The sequence below is a fragment of the Caenimonas soli genome, from assembly GCF_013155545.1.
GTDB classification, from domain to species: Bacteria; Pseudomonadota; Gammaproteobacteria; order Burkholderiales; family Burkholderiaceae_C; genus Ramlibacter; species Ramlibacter soli.
This window is the reverse complement of record NZ_JABJVV010000008.1, coordinates 269,525-294,459: the sequence shown is the minus strand read 5'-3', so window position 1 is coordinate 294,459 and position 24,935 is coordinate 269,525. Positions and strand designations below refer to the sequence as shown.

Genomic DNA, 24,935 nt, shown 5'->3' with positions numbered 1-24,935 from the left:
CCACGGTACTGCGCGTGCGCGCCGGACGCGAACTGCGATCCCTCAAGCTGTTCTCGCCGCCTTGTTCAAAGCGCCGAAGCCACTTGCGCGCAGTCTGGCGGCTGATGCCCGCGGCCTCGGCCGCGGGCATCAGCCCCAGGACAGAAATGCGTTCAACAAGCAATTTGCGACCCTCGAAGGTCAATCTGGCATTCTTATGGCTGTTCATCCGGGGGAATTCCTCTGAGAGTGCTGAAGCGTCGTAACTCCAGTCTCCCAGACTCTTCCGGGTGAACAACCTATTGAAACATCACAGCTAGCCTTGAACGATTGTGATCTTGCCGTTGCGAAAGTCAGCGACCTTTGCGGCGCCGCCGGTCTTGGGTTCGATCCGGACAGTCACAACGCCCTTCTTTTTCTTCGGTGCATCGACTACGACCGTGCCGTCTGCGGGCGGTTGGCGTAGGTTCGCACCACGAACGAAGGTCCTCTTTCCCAGAAATTTCTTCTTCAGTTCATCGATACCCGCGACTCGCTGCGAAACGTTCGCAGCTGCGGTGTCGCTCTCGTCCTGATGCCCTTGCGACGCACTTACTTTCCAATCAGGCAAGTCGCGACTCAATGCGACTTGCACTTCCCTGTTGGTTCCATTTCTCGTGGCCATAAGCGCCTCCTAACAGGTTTACCAGCCCAAACCTAAACATGTGAATTGTGAACGATTCTTCAAGCGGCGTGCTAGGTCAATCTCGTCCAGAGTAGCGCTTTTTTGAACTATTTGCTTGCCAAATTGCAACCTCGCCTCATGCAGAGCCTTGGCAGCAGAGGCATCTGAGCCTCGAATCAGAGCCCAGAAGGCCTTGTGGAAGTCCATCGCGTAGTTGAGAGCCGGCGTGGTGTCAGGACCAGAATAGTGCGATCCGGTACATCCTACAAAGGCGTTCGCTCCCGCATCAAGATAGGACAACGCGATGGATTCGGATGCAGTTCTACCCCGCACGCCAGTAAGCGCAGCATCCTTTGCCTTCCTGTCGACGGGTAACGCGCCCCAGCAGCAACCCGAGAACACCACGCCGCCAAACGGTCTGGGCACGCTCGCCACATTGAACGCAACTGGCGATCCACCACGGCGGCTAAGGTACTCACCGGTGAACTCCGTGCCATCGACATCGCTGCCGTGCAGCATGTGATAGTGGTATCCGCCGGTCAGAGAACGCCCTTGCAGAAGTCCGCTGGTGAAAGTCTCGCTCACTTCGAGCTGCCCAGGGCCTGAGTCGCTCCAGACCTTCTCGGCGAATGGTCGCCGAATGTTGCGGATGCCGAATGAGTCCTTGCCCTCGATACCCCGACTGGACAAACCGCGTATGAGCAAGCTGGCGTCCTTACCATCAGGTATCCGAGATACTGGAAACTCGCCACTCAGATCACCGTCGGAGTCGGTATACAACTCGTCGGACCACACGTAGTAGTGGTCGTGATCGTCGTAGACAGCGCTGCCCAGCGCCTGGCGCACCGAAGGGTCGAGTACGTCCACGATATGGCTGGGCACCACATCGTATCCGCCAAGAATGACGACGCCTGCATATCGGCCCCCTCCCAGCTTTGTTCGGACCTGATCTGCCGTTGCCTGTGCTGTCCCCTTGAAATCGAGCAGCTCGTGCGGACCGCCAATCATTGCCAGTGCGGTACCTGCGCCTTTTTGCCCAATGCTCGCCCGGAGTGCGTCCGAGTTGGTGACAAACAGAAGTGGCGGTAGGGTAGTCCGCCCACTCGCCAAAACGGGCATCCCCTGAGGATCCGCTGGGCCGCTTCGGGGGCCTAGTACCGAGGCCAGCTGGCCTGGAGTCCTCACCGCGATCTCAACGCCCGCCACGCTCATGTCGACCGGCCCCGGCGGGAGGTTGATGATGACGATCTGCGGCGTGCTCAGCGATGGTTGTTGTGGCGCTGGCGGCGGAAGGACTGAACCAGGCAAAGTTGGTGCAATCGTGACGATCCCGCCGGCCGGAGGCGGTGCCACGTCCCGCGCGTTGTCAGAGAAATCGTTCAGCTTTCCGTCCGCGTACGCAATAGCCTTGTCGACCGGCATATGCGGGCGCACGCAGATCATTCCGTTGCGGTCCGTGCGAGCGAACTTAATCTTGGCACGACGGCTCTTCAAGGTCTCGAGCGTCGAAGGATCGGGATGCTTTGGATCGTTCCACCCGCCGCTGTGGACAATCAGGGCAGGATTGCCCAGCTCCTTGAGTACCGATACGTCGACGCCGTTGTGGCTTGTGTGATGGGTCGTCTTGAACATCACGTACGGGCCGGCATCACGCACGATCTGACGCAATGCATCCATTTCCACGTCGACACCCCTCACGTCAGGGTCGGCGAATTGCATGTCCCCGGCGAGCAATACACGCTCCTCTGGAGGGCCGAATGCAAAGGTAATGCTCTGGCAGTTCATTGCCGCGCCGCGCCCGTATCCGCCATCAGCGGAGTCATCCAGCTGCTGCAAAAGACGTCGGTAGAGGCCGATTTCATCAATCTCAGGATCGTTCGCCAACACATCCTTCACTGCATCAGCTGCATCTTTATTGGTGCGCCCGATTTGCTCCGTGCACAAGAGAAGCTGCTTCGTAGATGGGCCAAGTAACCGAATGCCGGTGGGCTTCAGTTGCTTGACAAGATCTTCTGGCAGCGGTTCACCCTCGTATTCGATTACGGTCGTTCCCTTTTCAGTGAGAGCGTCAATGAACTCTATGTATCGCGCCTCGACGCCCTTGACAGCGTCCGCAAATCGTTCGAGCGCGGCGTCCGAAAGGAACGTCATGTCCTCTTCACGAAGTAGGGCTGCCAGCGCCGCCGCCCTCGGGTCAGCGAGGTCGGCATGCGTGTCGTCCGGGTCTGCGGACCTTCCGAACCCGAGTTCGGGGTGAGTGATCAGCGCCCAGTCGGCCGTGACGATGCCTTCCTGTACCAACTGGGGAAGACAACCGATGTGGTCCGCGTGGCAGTGCGTGACGACGACTAGGTCAAAGTGAAACGGGGCCTCTTTCCCGAAGATTTCGGCGAGCTGCTCAGGGACTGAGGCGGACTCGTCTTGGCCATCGATGTCGCCGTAGTGCGCGCCGTCGATGAGCACGCACTTCTTGCCAAATCGAACGACGGTGCACTCACCGTACTGCTCTCGCCCCATGTCTAGGAAGAAGTACTCCCCCTTCGCATGGGCATCGGTATCGCCCGGAACCGTGTCGTCTGCCATTGGACCCCCTTGCTGTTCGAACGCTTTTTAGCCGAAAACGACCAGTTCCGCTACCTCTACTTAGGGGAGGGCAACGTATGCGCGTTGACCATGCACTAGCGGATTCACAGCCCGAAGGTTCGGCGTAGCAGGGACGTGGCCGAGCCCCTCGACACTAGTGTGGACGCGCATCGGGAACTTTGAAGGGGCGCGTTCGGTCACCGCAATCGATGCTGGCTCGACTGAACCGTCAGTAACGTGCCCGCTAATCCCTTGCGAGAGTGGCGGACGGTGGTTCCGCCGGAGCGCTGTATTAGCTGTGCGTCTGAGACGCATGGGCTTGGCCGCCTCATCAAAATCGCGATTTGTTCACCCCGAGAGGCAGATGATGCAAGCCGAGAAGGAACTGAAGAATGACTTCTTCCCCCACACCCCAGCAATGAGATCCGGTCGGCAGCATCAGCAGCGATAGCAAAGGTCCTTCCCAATAGAGCCGACAGGGTGGATTGTTGAAGCGTCCCTTTAGGGCAAAGCGGCCATGCCTCTATTGCCATCGCGCAAATGTCTGGAAAGCACCCGTCGGCTACTTGGGAATCGAAGTCGACGATGGCCTGAAAATCTCAAACCCACACCAGCCCCACAAGGCGTTGATAGCGGTCCTTCTTGTGCCATTCCCGCTCACTTGGCGCCGAAATACCCATGTTCCCCAGTGCCTATCGGGAGCGGTTGCCGAAGGGTTGGCGCCTCTCTTGGGCATCTATTCCTGCACAGCGAACTTCGTACTGTTGACGCGTCGTCGCATCTAGCACTTTTACAGCCTCTGCATCCCCGCCTCACGGACGACCCCATTCGTGTGGGCGTCGAGTAGCAGGCGAACAGAGGACGCATTGAAACAAAAGTATTTAATCAAGGCGCGTCAATCAAGGCGAGTGTTAAAGGTTCCTTGCAACAAAATGTAGATGGGGTTCTACTATGCATTCGGAGGGAGTGTCATGAAGTTCGGCATGCGTAAGCCATCCATCAAGAAGATGATTGCGGCACGCACGTCGCCCAAACGGTTCATAGCGCACAGCCTCGGTGTCAAGGCTCCACGTGGATGGGGCTGGCTGACTAACCCGAAGCGTGCTGCGTACAACCGCGTGTACTCCCGAACGACATTCAGCTTCTGGAGCTTGCTCAAGTCGCTGTTTGGCGGGCGGCGGTGACCCCGTGCCGAGAGTGACGATAGCAACGATTTGAAAGGAAGTACGTTGACTGAGCAGATTTCATTTGGTGCCGGCGAGTTCGCCGACAACCCCGAGCCGCGATGCCCTTGCGTGCTCCTCCTCGATGTGTCCGGCTCAATGCAAGGCGCTCCCATCAATGAGCTGAATTCCGGTCTGACGCTGTTTCGAGACGAGCTTTGCGCTGATTCCCTCGCCATGAAGCGCGTCGAAGTGGGAATCGTCACGTTTGGTCCGGTGCGCATTGAGATGCCATTCACCGGCGCAGAGTCGTTCATTGCTCCGCAGCTGCATAGCCAAGGCGACACCCCAATGGGGGCGGCCATTCACCAAGCGCTTCAGATGGTCGACGACCGCAAGGCGGAGTACAAGAAGAATGGCATCTCGTACTACCGTCCCTGGATTTTCCTTATCACCGACGGTGGCCCGACAGACGAGTGGAAAACAGCAGCGGCCGCCGTGCGTGAAGGCGACAGTAGCAAGAAATTCGCCTTCTTCGCTGTGGGTGTGAAGGGTGCAAACATGGATGTCCTGAGCCAAATCAGCCTGCGTGAACCTCTGTCGTTGGACGGCCTGCGATTCCGCGACATGTTCAAGTGGCTTTCGAGCTCGCTTAAGTCGGTCTCGCAATCGACCCCCGGCACTGACGTCGCGCTGACTCCGCCTTCCGGCTGGACCTCCGTGTGAGCTGGCGGGTAGTAGCCACTTCACAGCCCGGAACTTCACACACCTCAAGCGGTAAACCTTGCGAGGACAGTTGCTGGGCGCAAATCCACCAGACTGCTGGTGGACTGCCGCTGCTGTCGGTTTTTGTCGCTGACGGAGCAGGGAGTGCTAGCCATGGGGGCAAGGGCGCTGACGAAGCCATCCAGGCTGCAGCGAAGTACCTCGAGCAATACGTGGCGCAAGTCGAGTTCGGCTTGAGCGATGAGTGGGCGGTCGGCTGTGTCACTGCGGTCCGCGAACACGTCTACCACCTGGCAGCAGCAGAAGGGCTAGTCGCCCGGGACTTTGCCTGCACGTTTCTGGGCGCCATCGTGCTCCCCACCGCTGCCTTGGTTTTTCAGATTGGAGACGGCGGCATCGTTCTGGATGCAGGGCAGGGGCTGGAGCTTGCGGTGGAGCCCATGACTGGCGAGTACGCCAACATGACCCACTTCGTAACCGATGACGACGCAGTGACAGTGTTGAAGTCTCGGGTGTACCAAGTGCAGGTGACCAAGGTTGCCGCGTTCAGCGACGGACTGCAGCGGCTTGCGCTGAACATGTCCACCAACACGGCGCATGAGCCCTTCTTCGCTCCGTTCTACAAGGTGCTCTCGTCAGTGGGAGAAGGCAAGGAGGACGAGCTCGCTGCGGCGCTTGTTGATTTCCTGAACAGCGAAAGAGTCAACGAGCGCACGGACGATGACAAGACGCTGGCCTTAGCGCTCCTGGTGCCCTGACGAAGCAGAGGCGGCATCTTGTTCAACTCGCGCGGAAACCCCATCCAGATAGGCCACGAGCTCGGTCGTGGAGGCGAGGGTGCCGTGTATGAGACTCCGGGCGCCCCGGGTTTTGTCGCGAAGGTGTATTTGTCGCCGCCGGATGCCAAGAAGCAATCGAAACTGGCCTTCATGACGCAGGCTGCGGACGCCAGCCTCTTGAAGTACGCCGCCTGGCCCCAGGACACTCTGCACAAGCAAAAGGGCGGGGCCGTGGTGGGGTTCCTCATGGCCAAGGTGACTGGCCGTGACCCCGTTCACATGGTCTACGGACCGAAGCACCGTCGGCAGCAGCGGCCGAACGTGGGCTGGGACTTCCTGCTCTATGTCGCCCGAAACACCGCGGCTGCGTTCGACACGCTGCACTCGCATGGCCACGTCCTGGGCGACGTGAACCAAGGCAACGTCATGGTGGGAGGGGACAGCCAGGTCGTCCTCATCGATAGCGACTCGTACCAGATTCGCGCCAAGGACACTGTGCATCTGTGTGAGGTTGGCGTTTCGCACTTCACGCCGCCGGAGCTTCAGGGCATCTCCTCTTTCAAGGGCGTCACCAGGACATCGAATCACGACAATTTCGGCCTGGCGCTCCTTATCTTTCACGTGCTGTTCGGAGGCAGACATCCCTATTCGGGCGTTCCTTTGCGCAAAGGCGTTGGGGACGCGCTTGAGACTGACATCAAGGAGTTTCGGTACGCGTACGCCCGAGACGCGCAGAACCGAGGAATTGGCCCTCCGCCCGGCTCCATCAGCTTGTCGATGGTTCCGGACGCGATGGAGGCCATGTTCCACCAGGCATTCACGGAGCGTGGGACGAATTCGGGCCGGCCGACCGCCTCCCAGTGGGTTCAGGCGCTGGACGCACAGCGGCAGCACCTGAAGAAGTGCGCGTCCTCCAGGACTCACGTCTTCCCCGGGCACTTGAGCGCCTGTCCATGGTGTGCCCTCGAGCAGAAGGGCATCGTCTACTTCATAGACTTGGGTAGCACGGTCACCCACGCGGGCAACGGTTTCATGCTCACCCAGGTCTGGGCCCGAATCACAGCAGTCACTCCGCCGCCGGCGCTCGCAGTTCCTGACCCGCGGTCCTACTCACCCCAAGGCAGGTCTGTGACCGGCGCTGCTGCTCAGAAGGGCAGCACGCTGGGTGCGGACCTCACGATTGCGTTCTGCGTGGTCATGTTTTTCATCTTTCCGAAGGCTTGGCTGCTGTGGGGTGGGGTGACGTGGTTCGCCTTTGCCAATCGAAAGCCCAAGGAGTCGCCCGAGCGCATCCGCGAGCGTTCAGGGCGCAAGTACTCCGTCGAACAAGCAGAGCGCACGTACAACGACCTGGTCGGCAAACTGAGGCAGGAGGCCGGTCCCGAGGGGTTCCTGGCCAAGCGCTCCGCGCTGGAGAAACTCAAGGTCGAATACGAACAGCTGTCCCAGGCGGAGGCGAGGGAACTCGAGCAACTCAAGAGCACGGCCCAGGACCGGCAGAAACAGAAGTTCCTGGACGGGTTTTTTATCGACAGCGCAGACATTCCGGGTGTCGGAGCTGGGCGCAAGAGCGCCCTGAAATCGTTTGGCATCGAAACAGCCGCTGACGTGACGCGAGGCGCTGTGATGCAGGTGAAAGGGTTCGGCCCGAACCTGACGCGCGCAGTCATGGACTGGCGGGCGAGCTGTGAGCGCCGGTTCACGTTCAACCCGAACACCGCGGTCACAGAAGCCGACCGGAATGCGGTCCGTGCGAAGTACACGGCTCGCCGGAAAGCCATAGAAGGAGTGCTCGCTGCCGGTCCGGCCGAGCTCGCCGGTTTCACCCAAAAAACTACTGCCCGAGCGAATCAGCTGCGGGCGCAGGCGGAAAACGCAGCCCGAGAACTCGCCCAGGCCCGCGCTGATCTGGCGGTACTCTGAGAATCGCCATGCGCCACATGCTGCGAACCCATGCATGCGGAAGCGAGCGTAGACCTGGTTCGGTCACTCGGACGCTATTTGACCTAGTGGCTGCGAAAGAATTTGGCCATGCTGGCCATGCTCCGCCCTGGACCTGTTCATCGAGAAATTCGGTGGTGAACAGGTGAGCGCACTCAAGACAATCGCGCAGCTGCGTCAGCTGCGGGAACAGCCCTTGTGGAAGCTTCTCGCCTCTGACAAGGCTCCCTTGGTGCTGGGGGTGCTACAGGACTTGCTCTTGGGAGAGGAAAAGGTCGTTCCAGCCTCTGTGCTGCTTGAGAAGCTCCAGCAGGAATTGCAGCAGCTCAAGCAGTCGGGCGAGGATATGGCGCAGAGCGGCCAGGCTTACTTGGCCCTGTGGCTGGCTGAAGGATGGCTCACGCGGCGATTGCCCCCTGGCGCCCAGGAAGAACAGTACGAACTTACGACCGACGCGGTCACTGCAATTCGCTTTCTGCAGGGTGTGCTGCAACCGCGCGCGCTGGCCACAGAAAGTCGGCTGGCCACCGTCATGCAGCAGCTCACGAAGTTGGCCGAGGACACGAACCCCGACCCAGCAAGCAGACGCGCCGCTTTGTTGGCCGAGCGCGACCGAATCGACAGGCAATTGGAACAGATCGGGCGGGGCGTGGTGGACACACTGCCCACAGAACGTGCCTTGGAGCGTGCGCGCGACATCATCGGTTTGGCTGATGAACTGGTAGCGGACTTCCGTCGCGTCCGCGAGGATTTTGACCAGCTCAATCGGCAACTGCGGGGAGACCTCCTGAACAACGAGGGCAGCCGCGGACAGGTTCTGGAGCAGCTGTTCGCCGGCATGGACCTCATTGGCGAGACTCCGGCGGGTAAGACCTTTTATGCCTTCTGGCGCCTGCTCACCGATATCGAGCAGTCCACCATCTTCTCTGAATCGCTGACTGAGGTTGTGACGCGAGAATTTGCCAACCAGCTCGGGGTCGGCGAGAAACGTTTCCTGCGCAACCTCACGAGCCGGCTGCTCGACGAGGGCGGCAACGTGCATGAGGTATTGCAGACCTTCTCGCGCAGCTTGCGCACCTTCGTCCAAAGCCGGGAGTACCTCGAACAACGCCGGTTCAATGCGGTTCTGCGGGAGTCGCAGCGCGACGCTTTGGCGGTCAAGGAGCGACTGCGGCCCAATCAGGACGTCGGTTTCTCGCTGTGGCTGCCTAGCGCGCAGCTGCGCTCTGCAGCCCAGTGGCGCCTTTTTGACTTGGCAGGCCAAGCCGCGCCGGGCGGAATGGAGGATGCAACGGAATCGAGTATGAGCTTGCAGGACATCGCGAGCATGGTGCGCAACTCCGAAATCGACTTCGGCATCCTTCGCCGCAACATCTACGAGCGTCTTCAGCAGTCCCAAGTTGTGGGCATCGAAGAACTGCTGCGGGTCTATCCGGCGACCCAAGGGCTAGGTTCTGTCGTTGGCTACATCTACCTGGCGCTGCGACACGGGCAGGTCACCCACAGCAACGTGCAGGTAAGCTGGAAGGGAATGGATTCAGTGGCGCGAAGCGCCGTCGTTCCTGCGGTGTACTTCTTGAAGGATAAAGAACGTGAATTCGCCCGTTGACAGCGACTCCGAGGACTTCGACTTCAGCGCCGAGGGCCAAGGCGATACAGCTTTGGAGAACGAGGCGCGGTTCGCCGGCGACACCGGAACGCTGCCGGTACCGGCGCGCCGGGTGTTGGTTCGCCTCCTGCAAGGACCGTCATTGGATGCGCGTCGGCACGAGAAGCTTTGGGAGGTCTTCAAGCGGTACGAGAGGGACCTTAAATCCCGACTACACGACATCTTTCTCGGGCTGGTGGTTGATAACGAAGCAAAGGTGGCCTTCACACGCCAAGTAGTCTCCGACGAGGTGGATGTGCCCATCCTGCTTCGCAAGCAGAGCCTCAGCTTCATCGAATCGGTGCTGCTGCTGTTTCTGCGGCAGAAGCTCACGCACTCGGAGGCGCAGGCCGAGCGGGCGGTCGTTGACCAGCTGGAGATGACCGAGTACCTGAAGGCATACGAGCGCAGCGACAACGTCGACATGTCGAGGTTCGGGCGTCAGATGGAAGGAGCCATTGACAAGGCCAAGAAGCTTGGGGTGCTTCTGAAACTTCCCGGAGCGGACGACCGTTTCGAAGTCTCCGCTAGCCTGCGCCTGCTGTTCCCGGTCGAGGAAATCCGAGCGCTCACGGAAGCCTTTCGTCGTCACCTGCCGGTTGACGCCACTCCTGCGTCGGAGGAAACACACTGATGGACGCAACCTCGACTGCCGAGCCCCCAACGCTCGCGGCTTCCCGTCAAGCCTCCCTGGCGGTTCAGCCCGGTCGGGAGCTTCAGTTCCAGCTGCGCCGAATTCAGACCTACAACTGGGGTACGTTCGATAAGCTGCGCGAAATTCACATTGCCTCGCAGGGCCACTTGGTGCTGGGGCCCTCAGGCTCCGGCAAATCGACTCTTCTTGACGGCCACACGTCGCTTCTCACGCCGCCCCGTTGGCTTGACTTCAACACCGCAGCTCGCAGCTCGGAAAAGGGCTCAGGGGACCGCAGCCTCGCCACGTACGTCCGTGGCGCTTGGGCGACGCAGACCGGCGAAGAGGGCGAAAAGGTTAAGAGATATCTGCGCACAGGCACGACGTGGTCCGCGCTGTCAGAGACCTATCAGGACGGCACCGGCCGCACCATTGTGCTCGGGCGCATTCTCTGGATTAAGGGGAGCGGTTCGGCGGAGTCCGACGTTCACCGCCTCTTCTTCATCACCGAGCGTGATTTCCATTTGCGCGAGCTGCAGTTCTTTAAGGATGAGGGCACCGGCTTCGAGGTTCGACGATTGAAGGCGAAGCTGTCGGATGTGCATTTCACGGACGAATTCAGCGGATACCAGACTCGCTTCACTCGCCAGTTCGACATCAAGAGCGACCGGGCGCTGCGACTACTGCACAAAACACAGTCGGCGAAAGACCTCGGTGACCTTAACAAGTTCTTGCGGGACTTCATGCTCGACTCGCCGGAGACGTTCACCGTGGCCGAGACGCTGGTAAACGAGTTCCAGGTGCTCAACTCCGCCCACGAGGCGGTGCTAACCGCGCGGCTGCAAATTGAGTCGCTGCGTCCCGTTCAGGAAGCGCTGGAGCAGTACGAGTCGACCAAGACGCTCCTGTCACTCCTCTCTGAAGAGCGTGCAGGCGTGGACTACTGGCGCGAGCAGCACCGCCGGGACCTGCTGCAGACGCAGATGGACGAGCTCTCCACCAAGGCAGAGGGCCTAGGAGCGCGCATCGCTGAGCTCAAGACCAAAGAAAAGCGGGAGGAGGCCCAATACAACGCCTACTTGGCGATGCGCGCGGGAGCCGGCGGCAACCTGCTGGCGGACTTGCAGGGACAGCTGGACCGGGCCGAGCGAGTGCGACTGCCGGAGGTCTCAGGCAATCACGACCGCATGGCGGCCGCCTGCCGGGCGTTGGATTGGGCGATGCCTGGGGCGCCAGAGAGCTTCGCCGAAACCCAGGCGGAGGCTAAGGCCGCGCTGGACGGCCGCGATGCGATGGCCGAGCGTCATGAGCAACTGCTGGACCGTCTGAAGGGGGAAAAGCGCATCGTCGAGGAGCGCTTTGGCCTGCTGGCTAAGGAACTGAAGGCGCTGGAGGGACGCACCTCCAACATGCCCTCGCATCTCCTGGGCGTGCGCGAAAAGCTGTGCCACGAGCTGAGCATTCCTGAAGAGGACCTGCCGTTCGTGGGCGAGCTGCTGCAGGTCAAGGCCAAGGAATCGGACTGGACCGGCGCCATTGAACGCGTTCTTGGCGGCTTTGCAACCTCGCTGCTGGTCGAGGAGCGCTACTACCGGGAAGTCGCCGCGTACGTAGACCGCACGCACCTCGGTCAACGCTTGGTGTACCTGCGCATGACGGCTCGCGCCAGCCAGGCACCAGTCACCCAGCCGGCGGCGAACTCTCTGCTGCGAAAGCTGGACATTGCGCCCAAGCACCGCGAGTGGGTGAGCGAAGAGCTGCGTCGCTTCGATTACGCGTGCGTGGAGAGCCCGGACGAGCTGCGCACGTTGGAAAAGGGCGTCACCATCGCAGGCCAGGTCAAGCACAGTCGCAGCCGGCACGAGAAGGATGACCGTAAGCGCATCAACGAGCGCGGCAGCTGGGTGCTTGGCTTTTCCAATATAGACAAGCGCGCGGTCTACGAGAAGGAGGCCGCCGAGACGGGCACTGCCATCGACAAGGCGACCAAGGCGCTGGAGAAGGGCCGCGAAACGATCAAGAAGGAGAGCGACCAGGTCTACCACTGCCAGACGCTTGTGAACGTCACCTGGGAAAACACCAATGTCGCTGCTTTGCTGGGCGAAATCAAGGCGCTAAAGGACCGCATCGAGCAGGAGTTCAAGGCGCGGCCGCAGCTGTCAGAGCTGGAAAAGAAGGTCGACAGCCAGCGCGAGACCTGGGACAAGGCCACCAAGGCTCGCCAGAGGGCCGAAGGCGACCTCGGGGACGTGGTACGCGATGCCGACAGGGCCAAGAAGAAGCTTGACGAAATCCCGGCCGATGCGCTGGCGGTACGTCTGACGCCCAACCAGCAGGAACGCCTGCAGGTGCGCTTTGACGCCACCGGCAAGAAGCTCACTGCGGACCAAATCGACTCGGCGTGTACGGCGATGATGCGAGCCATCGGCGAGGGCGAAAACACCGCGACGGCCAAGGCTGCGGACATTAAGCAGACCATCGAGCACAAGCTTTTCGTGTTCTGCACGAAGTGGGAAGCCGAGGCTAAAGGGCTGGATGCCAAGATGGAGTCGGCACCTGACTTCATGGCCAAGCTCGAGCGCCTGGAGACAGACGGCTTGCACGAATACGTCGCACGCTTCAAGGCGCTGCTGCGCGAGCAGAGCGACCAGAACCTGGCCGTGCTGCACGCAAAACTCGACCAAGAGCGCCGCAACATCGGCGAGCGGATGGAGCAGGTCAACGAGAGCCTGCGACGCTGCGCGTTCAACGAGAACACGTATCTGAAAATCAACTACGAGGACAAGCCCACGCAGGAAGTGATTGAGTTCCGCGGCCAGCTGAAGACCGCTCTAAGCCACAGCTTCAAGGAGGATGACGACGAGGAAATGGAGCGGCGTTTTTCCGCCCTGAACGCGGTCGTGCAGCGCCTTGGCAGCCAGCAGACCGCCGACGTCAAATGGCGCAGTCTCGTGCTGGACGTGCGGCAGCACGTAGTCTTCTCCGCGACTGAGTTTGACGACACGGGAATTGAAGTCGAAACCTACGACAGCGGCGCAGGAAAGTCTGGTGGACAGCGCCAAAAGCTCACGACCACCGTGCTGGCTGCTGCCCTGCGCTACCAGCTGGCCGGCGAGGAGGGTGTCTGGCCCACTTATTCGACCGTAGTCATGGATGAAGCGTTCGACCGCGCTGACAACGAGTTCACCGCAATGGTGATGAACATTTTCAAGAGCTTTGGCTTTCAGGTTGTCGCAGCCACACCAGTTAAGAACGTGATGGCATTGGAGCCCTTTATCGGCGGTGGGACGTTTGTGAGCATCCGCGACCGCAAGCACTCCGAGGCTCTCGCCATCACCTATGTTGACCAGACGGGCCGCCTCGACCTGCCATTGGAGGTCCAGGAGGTGCTAGCGGAGGAACTGGCGGCGGACGCCACCGAAGCAGCCGCAGGTGAGGCTGCTGCATGAGCGAGCCGAAGCGGCTTACTCCGCAGCAAGCCTTGGATCTCCTCCGGAAGAAGTGGGACGCGCACCATGCCAATTGGCTTGTCGCTCCGAGGGAAGAGAGCTGGCCGTTCATAGTAATTCTTCATGACCTGACCGAAAAGGATGTGTTCCCGCGCCTGGGGAGTACGCGCGAATGGGTGCAGGCTTGGCGCGCTTGGGACCCTGGTGGCTGCTCGGTGGAGTGGGCAAGCCGGAAATGGTCCTCCGGCGACCAGGAGCTGCCCATGCGTCTCGTGGTGTCGTCAGCCGACGCGGCCGCAACTGTTCTCGGGCACAGAGTAGCCTGGGACCGGGTCAGACGCAGGTACGCCCAATGGTGCGAACGATTCCCGAAGCTTGCAGGCTCCCGTGCCGCCGCGCGCCATTGCGACGACGTTCTGGCAGATTTCGCCGACGAGGATTTCGAGCGACTCGGCTACCTCCTGCAGTGGTTTCTCGGCAATCCCCGCTCAGGCGTTTACCTACGGCAGCTACCGGTCGAGGACGTTGACACGAAGTGGGTCGAAAAACGCCGTGGTGCAGTTACCGACCTGGTCCGGCACCTTCTTGATGCGCCCGACACGGCCGGTCTCCATGAGGTCTGCGGGCTGCGCACGGAACCCGCTCGGATGCGTATTCGCGTCCTTTGCCCGCAGCTGCGCACTCAGTTGGGCGGGTTGTGCGACATCGAAGCGCCTAGTGGCGAACTGGCTGTCCTTCCTATCCGGCCGCGCATCTGCATCGTTGTCGAGAACCAGAACACCGGTATTGCACTTCCCGACATCGCAGGTGCCGTGGCCTTCATGCGCCTCGGACTTGCGGTCGACCAGCTTGAGGCTGTCGGCTGGATACGTGAAGCGTCTTTGCAAGCCTATTGGGGTGACCTAGACACGCACGGCTTTACGGCGCTGGCGAGAGCAAGACGGCGCTTTCCCGCGATGGTTTCGGTTCTGATGGATGAAAACACTCTCTTGTCGCACCGGTCGATGTGGGTGCGTGAAGACAAGCCGAGCAAGGCTGAGTCTCCGGAGAGCCTCACGGCCGCCGAACTCGCTGTCTACGAAGATATCCGCACCAACCGTTGGGGGCACCATGTGCGACTCGAGCAAGAACGCATCTCGTGGCCGTTCGTGTTGGAACAGCTAAAGGCAGCCTGCTGTGTGTAGCGCTCGCCGGCCACGGTAGAAGGGCCGGTGCGCTCAGCGCCGACTGTTCTTCCGACAGACGACTATTTGTTCGCCTTCAGCCTGTATCAACCTGGCAGCGGAGCTGCCGACGGGCGTTGACCGCCTGCTGCAGTCGCTGGTCCAGTTCTCCACATCGTACGACTCGCTCATGCAGGTCTGGCGGCCGGGCGCGACCGTGTCCAAGGGCCTCACATGGCGGTGGCGTTGAACCGGCGTAATACAGACTGAATTTCGGAGGAGCTCGCCGGGTCGCGTACTTGCCGGCGGTTGCCTCGAGCAGGGCGGGAAGCTCCGGCAATGCAGAGCACCGGAGTTTGCCGCCGCGCAGCGGACGCTAGCGCTCCAGGCCACGGCGTTCTTCTAGCTGGCCTAGGTCACTGCGGCGCTGTATCGAATCAACGATTCAATACACCATTCGCACATGAACCAGGCCACGTTCACGCGGCCCTCTGCGACTCGCCCATCCACTTGCGGATTGCATCGCCCCAACCGCTCGAACCCGGCTTGCAGATTCCGCGCATGCACATCTTGTCGAACAGTTCGAAGTTGTTTCGATTCAGGAATAAGGTCACATCCTCGATGAATTGGGGCGCTTCTCGAAGAATGCTTTGAACCCCATCCGACTTCTTGAAGGTGTACTCATCAATCTCGATCGCGTTCGCAGCCGACAGGCTCTCCAACCAAGGCACCACTTGACTTGCGATGTAATCGGAATTCCAGATCGGCCTCTGAATCAGCACCCGGCAACCATGGATGCGCCCAATCGGCTCAGTCACGAGCTTCCCATCCTCATCGCGCACCGTCAAGTTCACGCCGCCGCCCGCCTTCGCAATCTTGTGCAACTGCCCCCAGAAGGAAATGCGCCAGCGGAAGTCATTTGAAAAGTCGTTCATTAGACCTTCAGCGGCACGAATGGCGGGCAGCAGTCTAATGAGTTCGTCCAGCCAAGGACGCGCCTGCACCAGAACATCTTCTGCCGCACGTCGCCGAGCCTGCACTTCTTCGCCGCGCTTGTACTGGGCTTCCACTTCCTCGAAGTTCACGCCGAACTCGCGGTGCCCGCAATCGTGTCCGCAATTGGTCTCGCAACCATCCTTCATGCGGATGATGTATCCGAACCTATGTGGCCGGTCGCACCCGTTCAAGCCGCAGTGCGCCCACAGCGACTCCTGCTTGCCGAGTTCATATTTCCCGACGATCTTGTCGAGGTTGGCTATCTCTACCTCCATCGGACCCACAAAGGCGAGCCGCGCTTCGTAGTCTTCGATCTTCGTGTAGAGGATGATTTCGTCGTCGAGTGGATTCTCCAAGGCGCACGGCTCCTTCGCATGCCCATAGGGCACTGATCGAGCCGACTTCCACAGGTGCGGGAGTCCCGGTTTTGTTTTGCTTCCGCCCGCGTCGTCGGCTTTGCGTGGGTCGTGTTGCCTGCTCGGCAGTTGTGGTTCCCGAATTCTTACTTAAAGCTAACCGGCTGTAAAGACCCACAGCCTGTAAAAATATCCAGGAAGACGCGGTCCCGGCAATCCTGTGCAGCTGAGCATGGCTATGTTGTTGTCCCCGCGCTCGACCCGACCGAGGTAGGAACGATCGACCTGGCCAGCAGCGCCAAACGTTCTTGCGACATGCCCTGTTCCCTACGGATGGACCGAATTGCATCCCCGAGGGCCAGTACGGGGTCTTGATGTTGGGGGGGATAGGTGGGGCACCAATGTAATTTTTCGGAATGCGTGCCCGGATTTTGGCTCCTCGACCTGGGCTCGAACCAGGGACCTACGGACTAATAGTCCGACGCTCGGTACGACGTCCAGACGTACGCCCTGTGGCAAACGCGTCTCGACGTGGGAGCGCTGGGGAATACATGTTGGGTAGGCCATGTAGACGGGCTGACAGCCTTCACGGCTGTCAGCCTGGGCGGAGACGATCTCCGCCAGCATCTGCTGTCCGACCGGCGGATTGCGAGTCCGCGGGTATATGGTCGCTTGCGGCCAGAGGGGACTGGAGCCGCGCCGCGCCGTGTCCGCTGCCAAGGGGGCATCACCCGCGTGAAACCGCTGGCGTCCTAGACCACTGCGACTGGAGCCATATCGCCTCTGAGCGCCCGAGTCGAGATTCTTAGCACGCGGGCCATGGCCGCCGCTGCGGGTGTGAGCTTTAAGCCGCGCACCTGCGCCAGCCCCAGGTCCATCGATGGGATCGAATCGGTCAACGGCCACCGTCTTATCCGGCCACCGTCGTGCGACCACTGCCTGTAGACAAGATCCGACAGGATGGTGACGCCCTCGTTCTTAGCGACCAAACTGCGGACGGCCTCAATCGACTTGCTGCGGAAAACGATCTTTGGTTCCAGGCCGAATCGGGCCCAATAGCGCTTCACTGTGTCGACATGCTCGTCCATGTCCAGGAGGATGTAGTCCATGGCGGCTACCTCCTTTAATGACACGTCTGACCGCCGCGCCAGCGGGTGATCCCACGAGGTCCAGAGGCGCCGTGGTGAGCGCAGGAGAGTCTCGCGCGCGATGTCTTTGCTGTCGGAAAGATTGGAGACGAGCACGATGGCCAAGTCGTGCCTGCCGCTTCGAAGGCCTTTCTCGATCTCGTCCCGGTTCCGCTCTTGGAGCTTCACCTCCACCTGGGGAAGCTGCTGACGAATCACTGGAAGGAGCCACGGCAGGAGGTAGCCCGAAACAGTGTCCGTGATGGCGAGGCTCACCATGCCCTCAGCACTGTTCGTCTCGCTGCGCGCCTCACCGATCGCGCTCTCCAATGTGGAAAAGACGTGCTGTACGTGCTGCAGGAAGTTTTCTCCGCGCGGCGTGATCCTGAGTCCTCCCGAGTGTCGGACGAACAGCTCGGCGCCGACCTCTGACTCTAGGTTCTTCAGCGATGTCGTCAGTGCCGGCTGGGTGACGTGGCAGTGGTCCGCCGCCCGGGAAACCTGGCCGAGTTCCGCCACCGCCAGGAAATGCGTGAGTTGCTTGAGGGTCACCATGATCGTCCCGAGGAATAAATCTGATTGATACAGCGTCTCAAATTATATGAATTTTCAATTCTGTCGAGATTTTCCTACCATCGGCTCAATAAGTAGGAGACACCATGATGAAAGCGAACATTCCCGCAAGTGCCGCTACCCCGGACCTACGGCAGCGTGAGGAAAACAAGGAGCAGGCGCCTTTGCTCACTAGATTGGGCCTGCGCTTCACGGACTGGGCCGAGCGTTGGTTCCCCGACGCTTTCGTCTTCGCGGCTCTTGCCGTGGCGCTGATTGCGCTGGCGGCGTTTGCTAACGGCTCGGCGCCGCAGGCTGTCGCCCGCGCCTTCGGAGACGGCTTCTGGAGCCTCATCGTGTTCTCGATGCAGATGGCGCTCGTCGCCATCGGGGGCTATGCAGTGGCTACGTCACCGCCTGCCGCGAAGCTGATCTCGCGCCTCGCCGCGTTGCCAGCTAACGGTCGTTCGGCTGTGGGATGGGTCGCCTGCATTAGCATGTTGCTTTCGCTCCTCAACTGGGGTGTCAGCCTCATCTTCAGCGCGTTATATGTCCGGGCGCTCGCCCGCCGTACAGAGCTCGGAATGGACTACCGCGCCGCTGGAGCGGCGGCATACCTTGGGCTGGGCGCGACATGGGCGCTCGGCCTGAGTTCGTCCGCCGCGCAGCTGCAGGCCAACGCATCAAGCCTGCCAAAGAGCATTCTTGCCATCACGGGCGTCATTCCCTTTTCGGAAACGATCTTCCTGTGGCAGTCCATGCTGATGGCGGCAGTGCTGATTGCAGTGTCCACGCTGTTGGCCGTTTGGTCTGCGCCCGTGGGTGCGCACGCGGTCAGCGCAACCAAGCTCGGAGTGGACGTCATGGAGCCCCGCGTCGCGCCGAATGCGGCGCCGCGGCGGCCGGGTGAATGGTTCGAGCACAGCCCGTTGCTGACCCTCGTGCTGGTTGCACTCGGTGCCGGCTGGCTGTGGCTGGAGTTCTCGAGCAAGAGCCCGATGGTCGCGATCTCCGCATTGAACACGTACAACCTGCTTTTCCTCATGCTCGGGCTTCTGCTGCACTGGCGTCCCAGGAATTTTCTGCAGGCCGTGGCGAAAGCGGTTCCGGCGACCACCGGCGTCATCATCCAGTTTCCGCTGTATGGCGCAATCGCAGCCATGATGACCGCGGCAAAAGGGGACGGAGGTATTTCCCTTTCGGACCGGATCGCGCACCTGTTCGTGAGCTTGTCGACGACAGACACGTTCGCAGTCGTGATGGGCGCGTACTCGGCATTGCTTGGGTTTTTCATTCCTTCCGGTGGCGGTAAGTGGATCATCGAGGCGCCTTATGTCATGCAGGCGGCCAATGAGCTGAAGGTCCACCTCGGCTGGGCAGTGCAGGTTTACAACGCTGCTGAGGCTCTGCCGAACCTAATCAATCCGTTCTGGATGCTGCCCCTGCTTGGTGTCCTGGCCCTCAAAGCCAGGGACATTGTTGGATTCACCTTCCTCCAGCTCGTGGTTCACGTTCCACTGGTGCTGTTCATGTTGTGGTTCCTTGGCAGAACCCTGACGTACTTGCCGCCGGTCATGCCGTGATCCAGTGAACGCGATGGAACAGAAACCGGGTTACTGCACGCTTTGCCGGTCGCGCTGCGGCACGATCAACACGGTGCAGGGCGATTCCCTGGTCGCGGTCACGCCAAACCCCTTGCACCCCACGGGCCAGTCCATGTGCATGAAGGGCAGGGCAGCGCCCGAGCTCGTGCACAGTCCGCACCGGCTGTTCCATCCGATGCGCCGCACACGCCCTAAGACGGACCCCGATCCCGGCTGGCAGCGGATCAGCTGGGAAGAGGCGCTCGCCGAAATCGCCGATCGGCTTGCGACCATCCGGCGCGAGAGCGGCCCCGAGGCCGTTGCGTTTGCGGTCACAACGCCTAGCGGCACTCCGCTTTCCGACAGCATCGAATGGATCGAGCGCTTCGTGCGCCTGTTCGGCAGCCCCAACATCTGCTACGGGACCGAGGTGTGCAACTGGCACAAGGATTTCGCACACGAATTCACTTTCGGGTGCGGCATGCCCACTGCGGACTACGCCAACACCGACCTCGTGCTGCTCTGGGGCCACAACCCCACTAACACTTGGCTGGCACAGGCGAACGCGATCGAGCGCGGACGGGCTGCAGGCGCTCGTCTGATGGTCGTTGATCCGCGGCCCACGTCCCTCGCCACGCAGGCGGACAGCTGGCTGGCCGTGCGGCCTGGGACGGATGCGGCGCTCGCACTTGGCCTCATGCGCCTGCTGATCCGCAGCGAGCGTTTTGATATCGCGTTCGTGCGCGAATGGACCAATGCACCGTTCTTGGTGCGGACCGACACGGGTCGCTTCCTGCGCATGCGGGACATTGCTCCTGATTGTGCGGAAGACGCGTATGTCGTGTGGGACAGGAAATTGTCCGCCCCGGCTGCCTACGATACCGCCAAGGAGGCGACGTCGCAGGGCGCGGGTGAGTTCGCCCTGCGCGGTGACTTCCTTGTGCCCATCCCAGCATCGGAGGCTGGCGCGGGGCAGATCGCTTGCACGCCGGCGTTCGAGCTTCTCGCACGCCAGTGTGAGCCCTTTGCGCCTGGCTGCGTCGCCGACATCACCGGTATACCTGCGGAACAGCTAGTGGCGGCGGCGGACTTGCTGGCGCGCAGCGCGAACGTCGCCTACCACGCGTGGACGGGTGTCGGGCAGCACACCAATGCGACACAGACCGAACGAGCAATCGCTACGCTCTACGCACTCCTTGGCTGCTTCGACCGCGCCGGCGGTAACCGGCTCTTCGGAAAGCCACCCCATCGGGTCATCAATGCTCTGGACCTCCTGGATCCGCACCAACGGTCTAAGGCGCTCGGTCTCGAACAGCGGCCGCTGGGTCCGCCGGCGCAAGGCTGGGTGACGGCACGCGACACCTACCGGGCCATCCTGGAAGGCAAGCCCTATCGCGTGCGAGCCATGATGGCATTCGGCACCAACCTTCCCGTTGCGCAGGCCGATACGGCCCTGGCGCAGGCTGCGCTGGCGGCGCTCGAGTTCTGTGTGCAGTGCGATCTCTTCGAGACACCCTCTGCGCGCTACGCTGACATCCTGCTGCCGATCAACACGCCGTGGGAACGCGAGGGACTGCGCGTTGGGTTCGAGATTGACGCCAAGGCCGCGGCGCACGTCCAACTCCGTCAGCGCATGGTGCTCCCCCGGGGAGAGAGCCGATCGGACACTGATGTGCTTTTCGATCTCGCGCCACGACTGGGACTCGGGAAGGAGTTTTTCGGCGGCAGCCTTGAAGCGGGGTGGAACCACATGCTCGAGCCGCTTGGCCTATCAGTGGCTCAGCTGCGGGAGCATCCAGAAGGCATGGCCGCGAGAATCGACGCAGAGGAGCGCAAGTACACGCGGCGCACGGAGGAAGGTGGGGTGCTGGGATTCGCCACGGAGACCCGCCGCGTGGAGCTCTATTCCGAACGGCTGCTCCGGCACGGCTATTCGCCGCTGCCGGCGCACATCGAACCGGCTGAAAGTCCTCTCGATCCTGCACGCACGCGACACGGCCGCTTTCCCTACGTCCTGAGTTCGGCGAAGAATGGCTACTACTGTCACAGCCAGCATCGTTCGCTGCCTTCCCTGCGCCGGCGCGCGCCATACCCTGTCGCGGAGATCGCCGAATCCCTCGCCGCGGAAAAAGGCATCGCCGAAGGGGATTGGGTGCGCATATCGACGCGAATCGGGCAAGCGCGCTTCGTCGCACGCTTACTCCGGTCGCTCGCCCACGGGCTGATCATCGCGGAACACGGCTGGTGGCAAGCTTGTCCTGAAATTGGCCAGCCGGGTTACCCGACCTCGGGCAGGGCGTCAAGTAATTTCAACACCCTCATCTCTGCCGAGGACTGCGACCCGATCAGCGGCTCCGTGGCCCACCGATCATTCCTGTGCGACATCGAAAGAGATCCGAATGTCAGTGAGCGGCAGCGCGGCTGGGCTGGGTGGCGTCGATTCCGGGTGGCTGCGCTGGAACCCAAGGCGGAGGGCGTTCTCGGAATCCAGTTCGAAGCCGAGGACGGGCGGCTGTTGCCGGACCACCTACCGGGCCAGCATCTGCAGATCCGCGTGAACACATCGAATGGCGCAGAAACGCTGACTCGCGCCTATTCATTGACCGGCGCCGCCGAAGTGGAGGACAGGCGCGCCTACACGATCGCCGTGCGCCGCCAGGCAGGGCGCACAGCGGATGGAAGCGCATTCGAAGGCAAAGTGTCCGGCTTCCTCCACCACGCACTGAAGGTAGGCGACCTGGTCGAACTGACAAAACCATCCGGTAGCTTCGTCCTGCCGCGCGATTGCGCACAGCCGGTGGTGATGATCGCAGGCGGCATCGGCATCACACCGTTCATGAGCCTATTGGAAACCCTGCTACAGCAACGCGAGACCCCCGAGCTCATGCTGTACTACGCGAACCAGAACGGCAGGTTGCATGCGTTTCGCCAACGCATCACAGAGTTGGCAGGCCGGTTGCCCAGACTCAGGGTGGTCAATCACTATAGCGCGCCACTGCCTCAGGACCGCTTGGGGCTGGACTACGACAGCGCCGAACTCATAGCCGCCGACGCGATCGATCGATTGCTAATCGAGCGCCGGGCGCGGTTTTACCTGTGCGGTCCGCAGCCAATGATGGATGCCTTGCGAGCCGGGCTCATGCAGCGGGGCGTGCCCGCGTTCGACATCTTCAGCGAGGCGTTCCGCTCGCCGGCCGCGATGCCGGCCGACGGGCTCAAGCAGTGCAAGGTCACGTTCTCCAAATCCGGTGGATCAGAGGCGCACTGGACGCCCGCCCACGGCACGCTGCTGCAATTGGGCGAGTCGCTTGGTGTGGCAATGCCGAGCGGCTGCCGCGTTGGGCAGTGCGAGAGCTGCGCCGTTCGCATCGTGTCTGGGCGGGTCACGCACCTGTCGGGAGCCGAACCGGAAGACCCTGCGATGTGCTTGGCCTGCCAAGCTGTGCCGCTAGGCGACATCGTGCTCGACGCATGAAATGAAGGAATGACTCCATGAAGATCTTCGACAGCGACACCACTCGCGAACTCATGCCATTCGACCGCCTGATCAAAGCCCTGTGCTTGATGTTCATCGAAGGCTGCGTCGTGCCGACGCGTCACGTGCATGCGGTCGGACCATCGCACGCTCCTGCGGGGACAGTGCTGATCATGCCAGCGTGGAACGATACCTACCTGGGTGTCAAGACGGTCAATATCTTCCCCGCCAACGCAGAGCGCGGCCTGTCAAGCCTGTTCTCCACGTACCTGCTCTACGACGCAAGGACCGGCGCCCCTGTCGCACAGTTCGACGGCAACGAGATCACGTCGCGTCGCACTGCTGCTGCCTCCGCCCTGGCAGCATCGCGAGTCGCCCGGCCGGATGCGTCCCGTCTGCTTGTGATCGGCGCAGGACGCGTCGGCCAGCTGATTCCGCAGGCCTATGGAGCAGTGCTGCCCATCGAAGAGGTATCCGTGTGGGACCGGTCGGAGGCCCAGGCAGGTGCACTGGTCGCCGAGCTTCAGTCGCTGGGTGTACGTGCGACGATCGCCGCCCGCCTCGATCAAGCCGTCGCGCAAGCGGACATCGTCTGCTGCGCAACGCTGGCTACGACCCCCGTCGTGCAGGGCGCATGGCTCGCCGAAGGCAGCCATCTGGATCTGATCGGCAGCTTTACGCCAAACATGCGTGAGGCCGACGATGCCTGCTTTGCCGGCGCAAGGATTTACATCGACACCGAAGAGGCACTGGAGAAGAGTGGCGACCTCCTAGGCCCCATATCCCGCGGCGTGTTTGCGCCAGGCGATGTCGAGGGCACGCTGGCGTCACTGTGTGCCCAGCCGACTGGCAGCCGCCCAGAGGGCAGTAGAACCGTGTTCAAGTCGGTTGGAACCGCATTAGAAGATCTCGCGGCGGCGATTCTCGTCTACGAAGCAGGCCACATGACGCGCATCGATACTTCGTCCCCGCCAAGGGTGGTGATCAACTAATTTGGAGTTAAGTTGAGCATGGGATCAAGCGAAAAATCAACCATTGCCTGCACTGAAAACTTTTGGCAAGAAGAGGCGGCTCTTTTTCTAATTCGTTCTGGGTTCAGGCCAGGCGACACGATTGGACAAGTCGAACACATAGCGAATCCGCACAGGGCGGGACGTACGTTTGGTTCTGTGTGGCGCGCGATGCGCAGATTAGTAGAAAGCGAGCCAGAACTTGCAGCTGGTAGAGCTCAGAACGTAGTACGTATCGAGGCCCCTCAGTAAATCGAGCGTAGTCTGCGTTGGGTCGAGAGCGGCCATCCCAAACTACAGGGTCGCGAAACCACCGTCCAGAACAAGCTCTCTGCCCACGGCATACTCCGACTCGTCGCACGCGAGATGGACCGCTGCTTTGGCAATGTCCACCGGCGCGAATCAAATCGCCCGATCCGGAATGCGTATCTAAAGCGGTTCGACGCGAACCAGGTGCTGACGCTAAGCCAAGCTGGCTTTGGATCCCGCGGGGGAGAACATGACCACCAAGGCCGTTGCGGGCCCCGACAAACTGTGGCCGCGGTGTGGGATGCGGGAGTCGAAGTGGATGGTGTCGCCCGGCTCCAGAATGAATTTGTCCATGCCTACTTGCCACTCCACGCGCCCGGTCAGCACGTACATCAGCTCTTCGCCTTCGTGCTCGAAGAAGACGAACTTGTCCACTTTGTCCGGAAAATTGAACAGGTAGGGCTGCAGCGCTCTTCCATGAGTGGAATCAGTCAAAGCGAAGTAGTCGTAGCCGAACGCGCTGCCGCCCATCACCGTCGGGCGCTTATCCGACCGTTTCACGACACTCACGCCGCGCCAGACGCGGGTCTGACTGTTGTCCGTCAGCAAACTGGCGGCCTCGATACCCAGGACGTCAGCCAACCGGGACAAGGTGCCGATGGGCGGTACTTTTTTCCCGTTCTCAATACGGGAGAGATAGGCCTTTCCAAAGCCTGCCCGCTCCGCAAGCTCGGCTAGAGTAAGACCAGCGTCCAGCCGGCGCTGCTTGAGGCGAGCGCCCAACTCAACGTGAGCCGGCACCTCTATCGGCGCCGTCAGTGCCTTTTGGCCGCTCTTGGGATTGACTTTGGTTGCCAC

Annotated in this window: 17 protein-coding genes; 11 read left to right on the top strand and 6 right to left on the bottom strand. The window is 61.2% G+C overall.

Going from position 1 to position 24,935, the window contains the following annotated elements; translation table 11 throughout:
• The 3 genes from HNE04_RS14910 to HNE04_RS14900 form a co-directional block, all read right to left on the bottom strand.
• On the bottom strand, positions 1 to 208 hold a 208-nt coding region (locus HNE04_RS14910; protein WP_172219146.1), incomplete at its 3' end, for a leucine zipper domain-containing protein.
• Positions 209 to 295: 87 nt separating this feature from the next.
• Positions 296 to 643: a hypothetical protein gene (locus tag HNE04_RS14905; protein ID WP_172220401.1), complete on the bottom strand. Its 348-nt coding sequence runs from the start codon at positions 641 to 643 to the stop codon at positions 296 to 298.
• A gap of 18 nt (positions 644 to 661) precedes the next feature.
• Complete coding sequence (locus HNE04_RS14900; protein ID WP_172220398.1) at positions 662 to 3,226, bottom strand: MBL fold metallo-hydrolase; 2,565 nt, start codon at positions 3,224 to 3,226, stop codon at positions 662 to 664.
• A gap of 971 nt (positions 3,227 to 4,197) precedes the next feature.
• Here HNE04_RS14900 and HNE04_RS14895 point away from each other — a divergent pair.
• The 8 genes from HNE04_RS14895 to HNE04_RS14860 all read left to right on the top strand — a co-directional run bounded on the left by HNE04_RS14895 (position 4,198) and on the right by HNE04_RS14860 (position 14,750).
• On the top strand, positions 4,198 to 4,410 hold the full coding sequence (locus HNE04_RS14895; protein WP_172220396.1) for a hypothetical protein: 213 nt from the start codon (positions 4,198 to 4,200) through the stop codon (positions 4,408 to 4,410).
• A 45-nt stretch (positions 4,411 to 4,455) separates the two neighbouring features.
• Positions 4,456 to 5,115 (top strand): vWA domain-containing protein, encoded by a 660-nt coding sequence (locus HNE04_RS14890; RefSeq protein WP_172220393.1) that lies wholly within the window; start codon positions 4,456 to 4,458, stop codon positions 5,113 to 5,115.
• Positions 5,112 to 5,873, top strand: coding sequence for a PP2C family serine/threonine-protein phosphatase (locus HNE04_RS14885; RefSeq protein WP_172220390.1), 762 nt, complete (start codon positions 5,112 to 5,114; stop codon positions 5,871 to 5,873). The genes HNE04_RS14890 and HNE04_RS14885 overlap by 4 nt, the downstream gene beginning before the upstream one ends.
• Before the next feature lie 267 nt (positions 5,874 to 6,140).
• Positions 6,141 to 7,817: a helix-hairpin-helix domain-containing protein gene (locus HNE04_RS14880; protein ID WP_172220387.1), complete on the top strand. Its 1,677-nt coding sequence runs from the start codon at positions 6,141 to 6,143 to the stop codon at positions 7,815 to 7,817.
• A gap of 163 nt (positions 7,818 to 7,980) precedes the next feature.
• Positions 7,981 to 9,444: a DUF3375 domain-containing protein gene (locus HNE04_RS14875; protein ID WP_172220384.1), complete on the top strand. Its 1,464-nt coding sequence runs from the start codon at positions 7,981 to 7,983 to the stop codon at positions 9,442 to 9,444.
• Positions 9,428 to 10,117, top strand: coding sequence for a DUF4194 domain-containing protein (locus tag HNE04_RS14870; protein ID WP_172220381.1), 690 nt, complete (start codon positions 9,428 to 9,430; stop codon positions 10,115 to 10,117). The genes HNE04_RS14875 and HNE04_RS14870 overlap by 17 nt, the downstream gene beginning before the upstream one ends.
• The gene (locus HNE04_RS14865) at positions 10,117 to 13,566 is read left to right on the top strand and encodes an ATP-binding protein (protein WP_172220378.1); all 3,450 of its coding nucleotides are present in this window, start codon (positions 10,117 to 10,119) and stop codon (positions 13,564 to 13,566) included. The genes HNE04_RS14870 and HNE04_RS14865 overlap by 1 nt, the downstream gene beginning before the upstream one ends.
• On the top strand, positions 13,563 to 14,750 hold the full coding sequence (locus HNE04_RS14860) for a Wadjet anti-phage system protein JetD domain-containing protein (protein ID WP_172220375.1): 1,188 nt from the start codon (positions 13,563 to 13,565) through the stop codon (positions 14,748 to 14,750). Before HNE04_RS14865 ends, HNE04_RS14860 begins: the two co-directional genes overlap by 4 nt.
• A gap of 458 nt (positions 14,751 to 15,208) precedes the next feature.
• Here the strand turns inward: HNE04_RS14860 and HNE04_RS14855 are convergent, their stop codons facing one another.
• Complete coding sequence (locus HNE04_RS14855) at positions 15,209 to 16,081, bottom strand: hypothetical protein (protein WP_172220372.1); 873 nt, start codon at positions 16,079 to 16,081, stop codon at positions 15,209 to 15,211.
• 752 nt (positions 16,082 to 16,833) lie between these two features.
• The gene (locus HNE04_RS14850; RefSeq protein ID WP_172220369.1) at positions 16,834 to 17,763 is read right to left on the bottom strand and encodes a LysR family transcriptional regulator; all 930 of its coding nucleotides are present in this window, start codon (positions 17,761 to 17,763) and stop codon (positions 16,834 to 16,836) included.
• Between the two features lie 104 nt (positions 17,764 to 17,867).
• On the opposite strand from HNE04_RS14850, the gene HNE04_RS14845 reads away from it, so the two are divergent.
• From HNE04_RS14845 to lhpI, 3 genes are read left to right on the top strand one after another with little or no spacing between them, the layout of a single operon-like run.
• Positions 17,868 to 19,343 carry a short-chain fatty acid transporter gene (locus HNE04_RS14845; protein ID WP_235964996.1) on the top strand — a complete coding sequence of 492 codons (1,476 nt, stop codon included), beginning with the start codon at positions 17,868 to 17,870 and terminating at the stop codon, positions 19,341 to 19,343.
• A 13-nt stretch (positions 19,344 to 19,356) separates the two neighbouring features.
• Complete coding sequence (locus HNE04_RS14840) at positions 19,357 to 22,818, top strand: molybdopterin-dependent oxidoreductase (RefSeq protein WP_172220366.1); 3,462 nt, start codon at positions 19,357 to 19,359, stop codon at positions 22,816 to 22,818.
• 17 nt (positions 22,819 to 22,835) lie between these two features.
• Positions 22,836 to 23,810: a bifunctional Delta(1)-pyrroline-2-carboxylate/Delta(1)-piperideine-2-carboxylate reductase gene (gene lhpI / locus HNE04_RS14835; RefSeq protein ID WP_172220363.1), complete on the top strand. Its 975-nt coding sequence runs from the start codon at positions 22,836 to 22,838 to the stop codon at positions 23,808 to 23,810.
• Between the two features lie 480 nt (positions 23,811 to 24,290).
• Here lhpI and HNE04_RS14830 read toward each other — a convergent pair whose 3' ends face one another.
• A complete protein-coding gene (locus tag HNE04_RS14830) occupies positions 24,291 to 24,935 on the bottom strand; it encodes a helix-turn-helix domain-containing protein (RefSeq protein WP_172220360.1) in 645 nt (214 codons plus the stop codon).

Bases quoted from the DNA above. Each gene is read 5' to 3' on its own strand.
- HNE04_RS14905 (WP_172220401.1), bottom strand. From the start codon at position 643: ATGGCCACGAGAAATGGAACCAACAGGGAAGTGCAAGTCGCATTGAGT.
- HNE04_RS14900 (WP_172220398.1), bottom strand. From the start codon at position 3,226: ATGGCAGACGACACGGTTCCGGGCGATACCGATGCCCATGCGAAGGGG.
- HNE04_RS14895 (WP_172220396.1), top strand. From the start codon at position 4,198: ATGAAGTTCGGCATGCGTAAGCCATCCATCAAGAAGATGATTGCGGCA.
- HNE04_RS14880 (WP_172220387.1), top strand. From the start codon at position 6,141: ATGGCCAAGGTGACTGGCCGTGACCCCGTTCACATGGTCTACGGACCG.
- HNE04_RS14865 (WP_172220378.1), top strand. From the start codon at position 10,117: ATGGACGCAACCTCGACTGCCGAGCCCCCAACGCTCGCGGCTTCCCGT.
- HNE04_RS14860 (WP_172220375.1), top strand. From the start codon at position 13,563: ATGAGCGAGCCGAAGCGGCTTACTCCGCAGCAAGCCTTGGATCTCCTC.
- HNE04_RS14850 (WP_172220369.1), bottom strand. From the start codon at position 17,763: ATGGTGACCCTCAAGCAACTCACGCATTTCCTGGCGGTGGCGGAACTC.
- HNE04_RS14845 (WP_235964996.1), top strand. From the start codon at position 17,868: ATGATGAAAGCGAACATTCCCGCAAGTGCCGCTACCCCGGACCTACGG.
- HNE04_RS14840 (WP_172220366.1), top strand. From the start codon at position 19,357: ATGGAACAGAAACCGGGTTACTGCACGCTTTGCCGGTCGCGCTGCGGC.
- lhpI (WP_172220363.1), top strand. From the start codon at position 22,836: ATGAAGATCTTCGACAGCGACACCACTCGCGAACTCATGCCATTCGAC.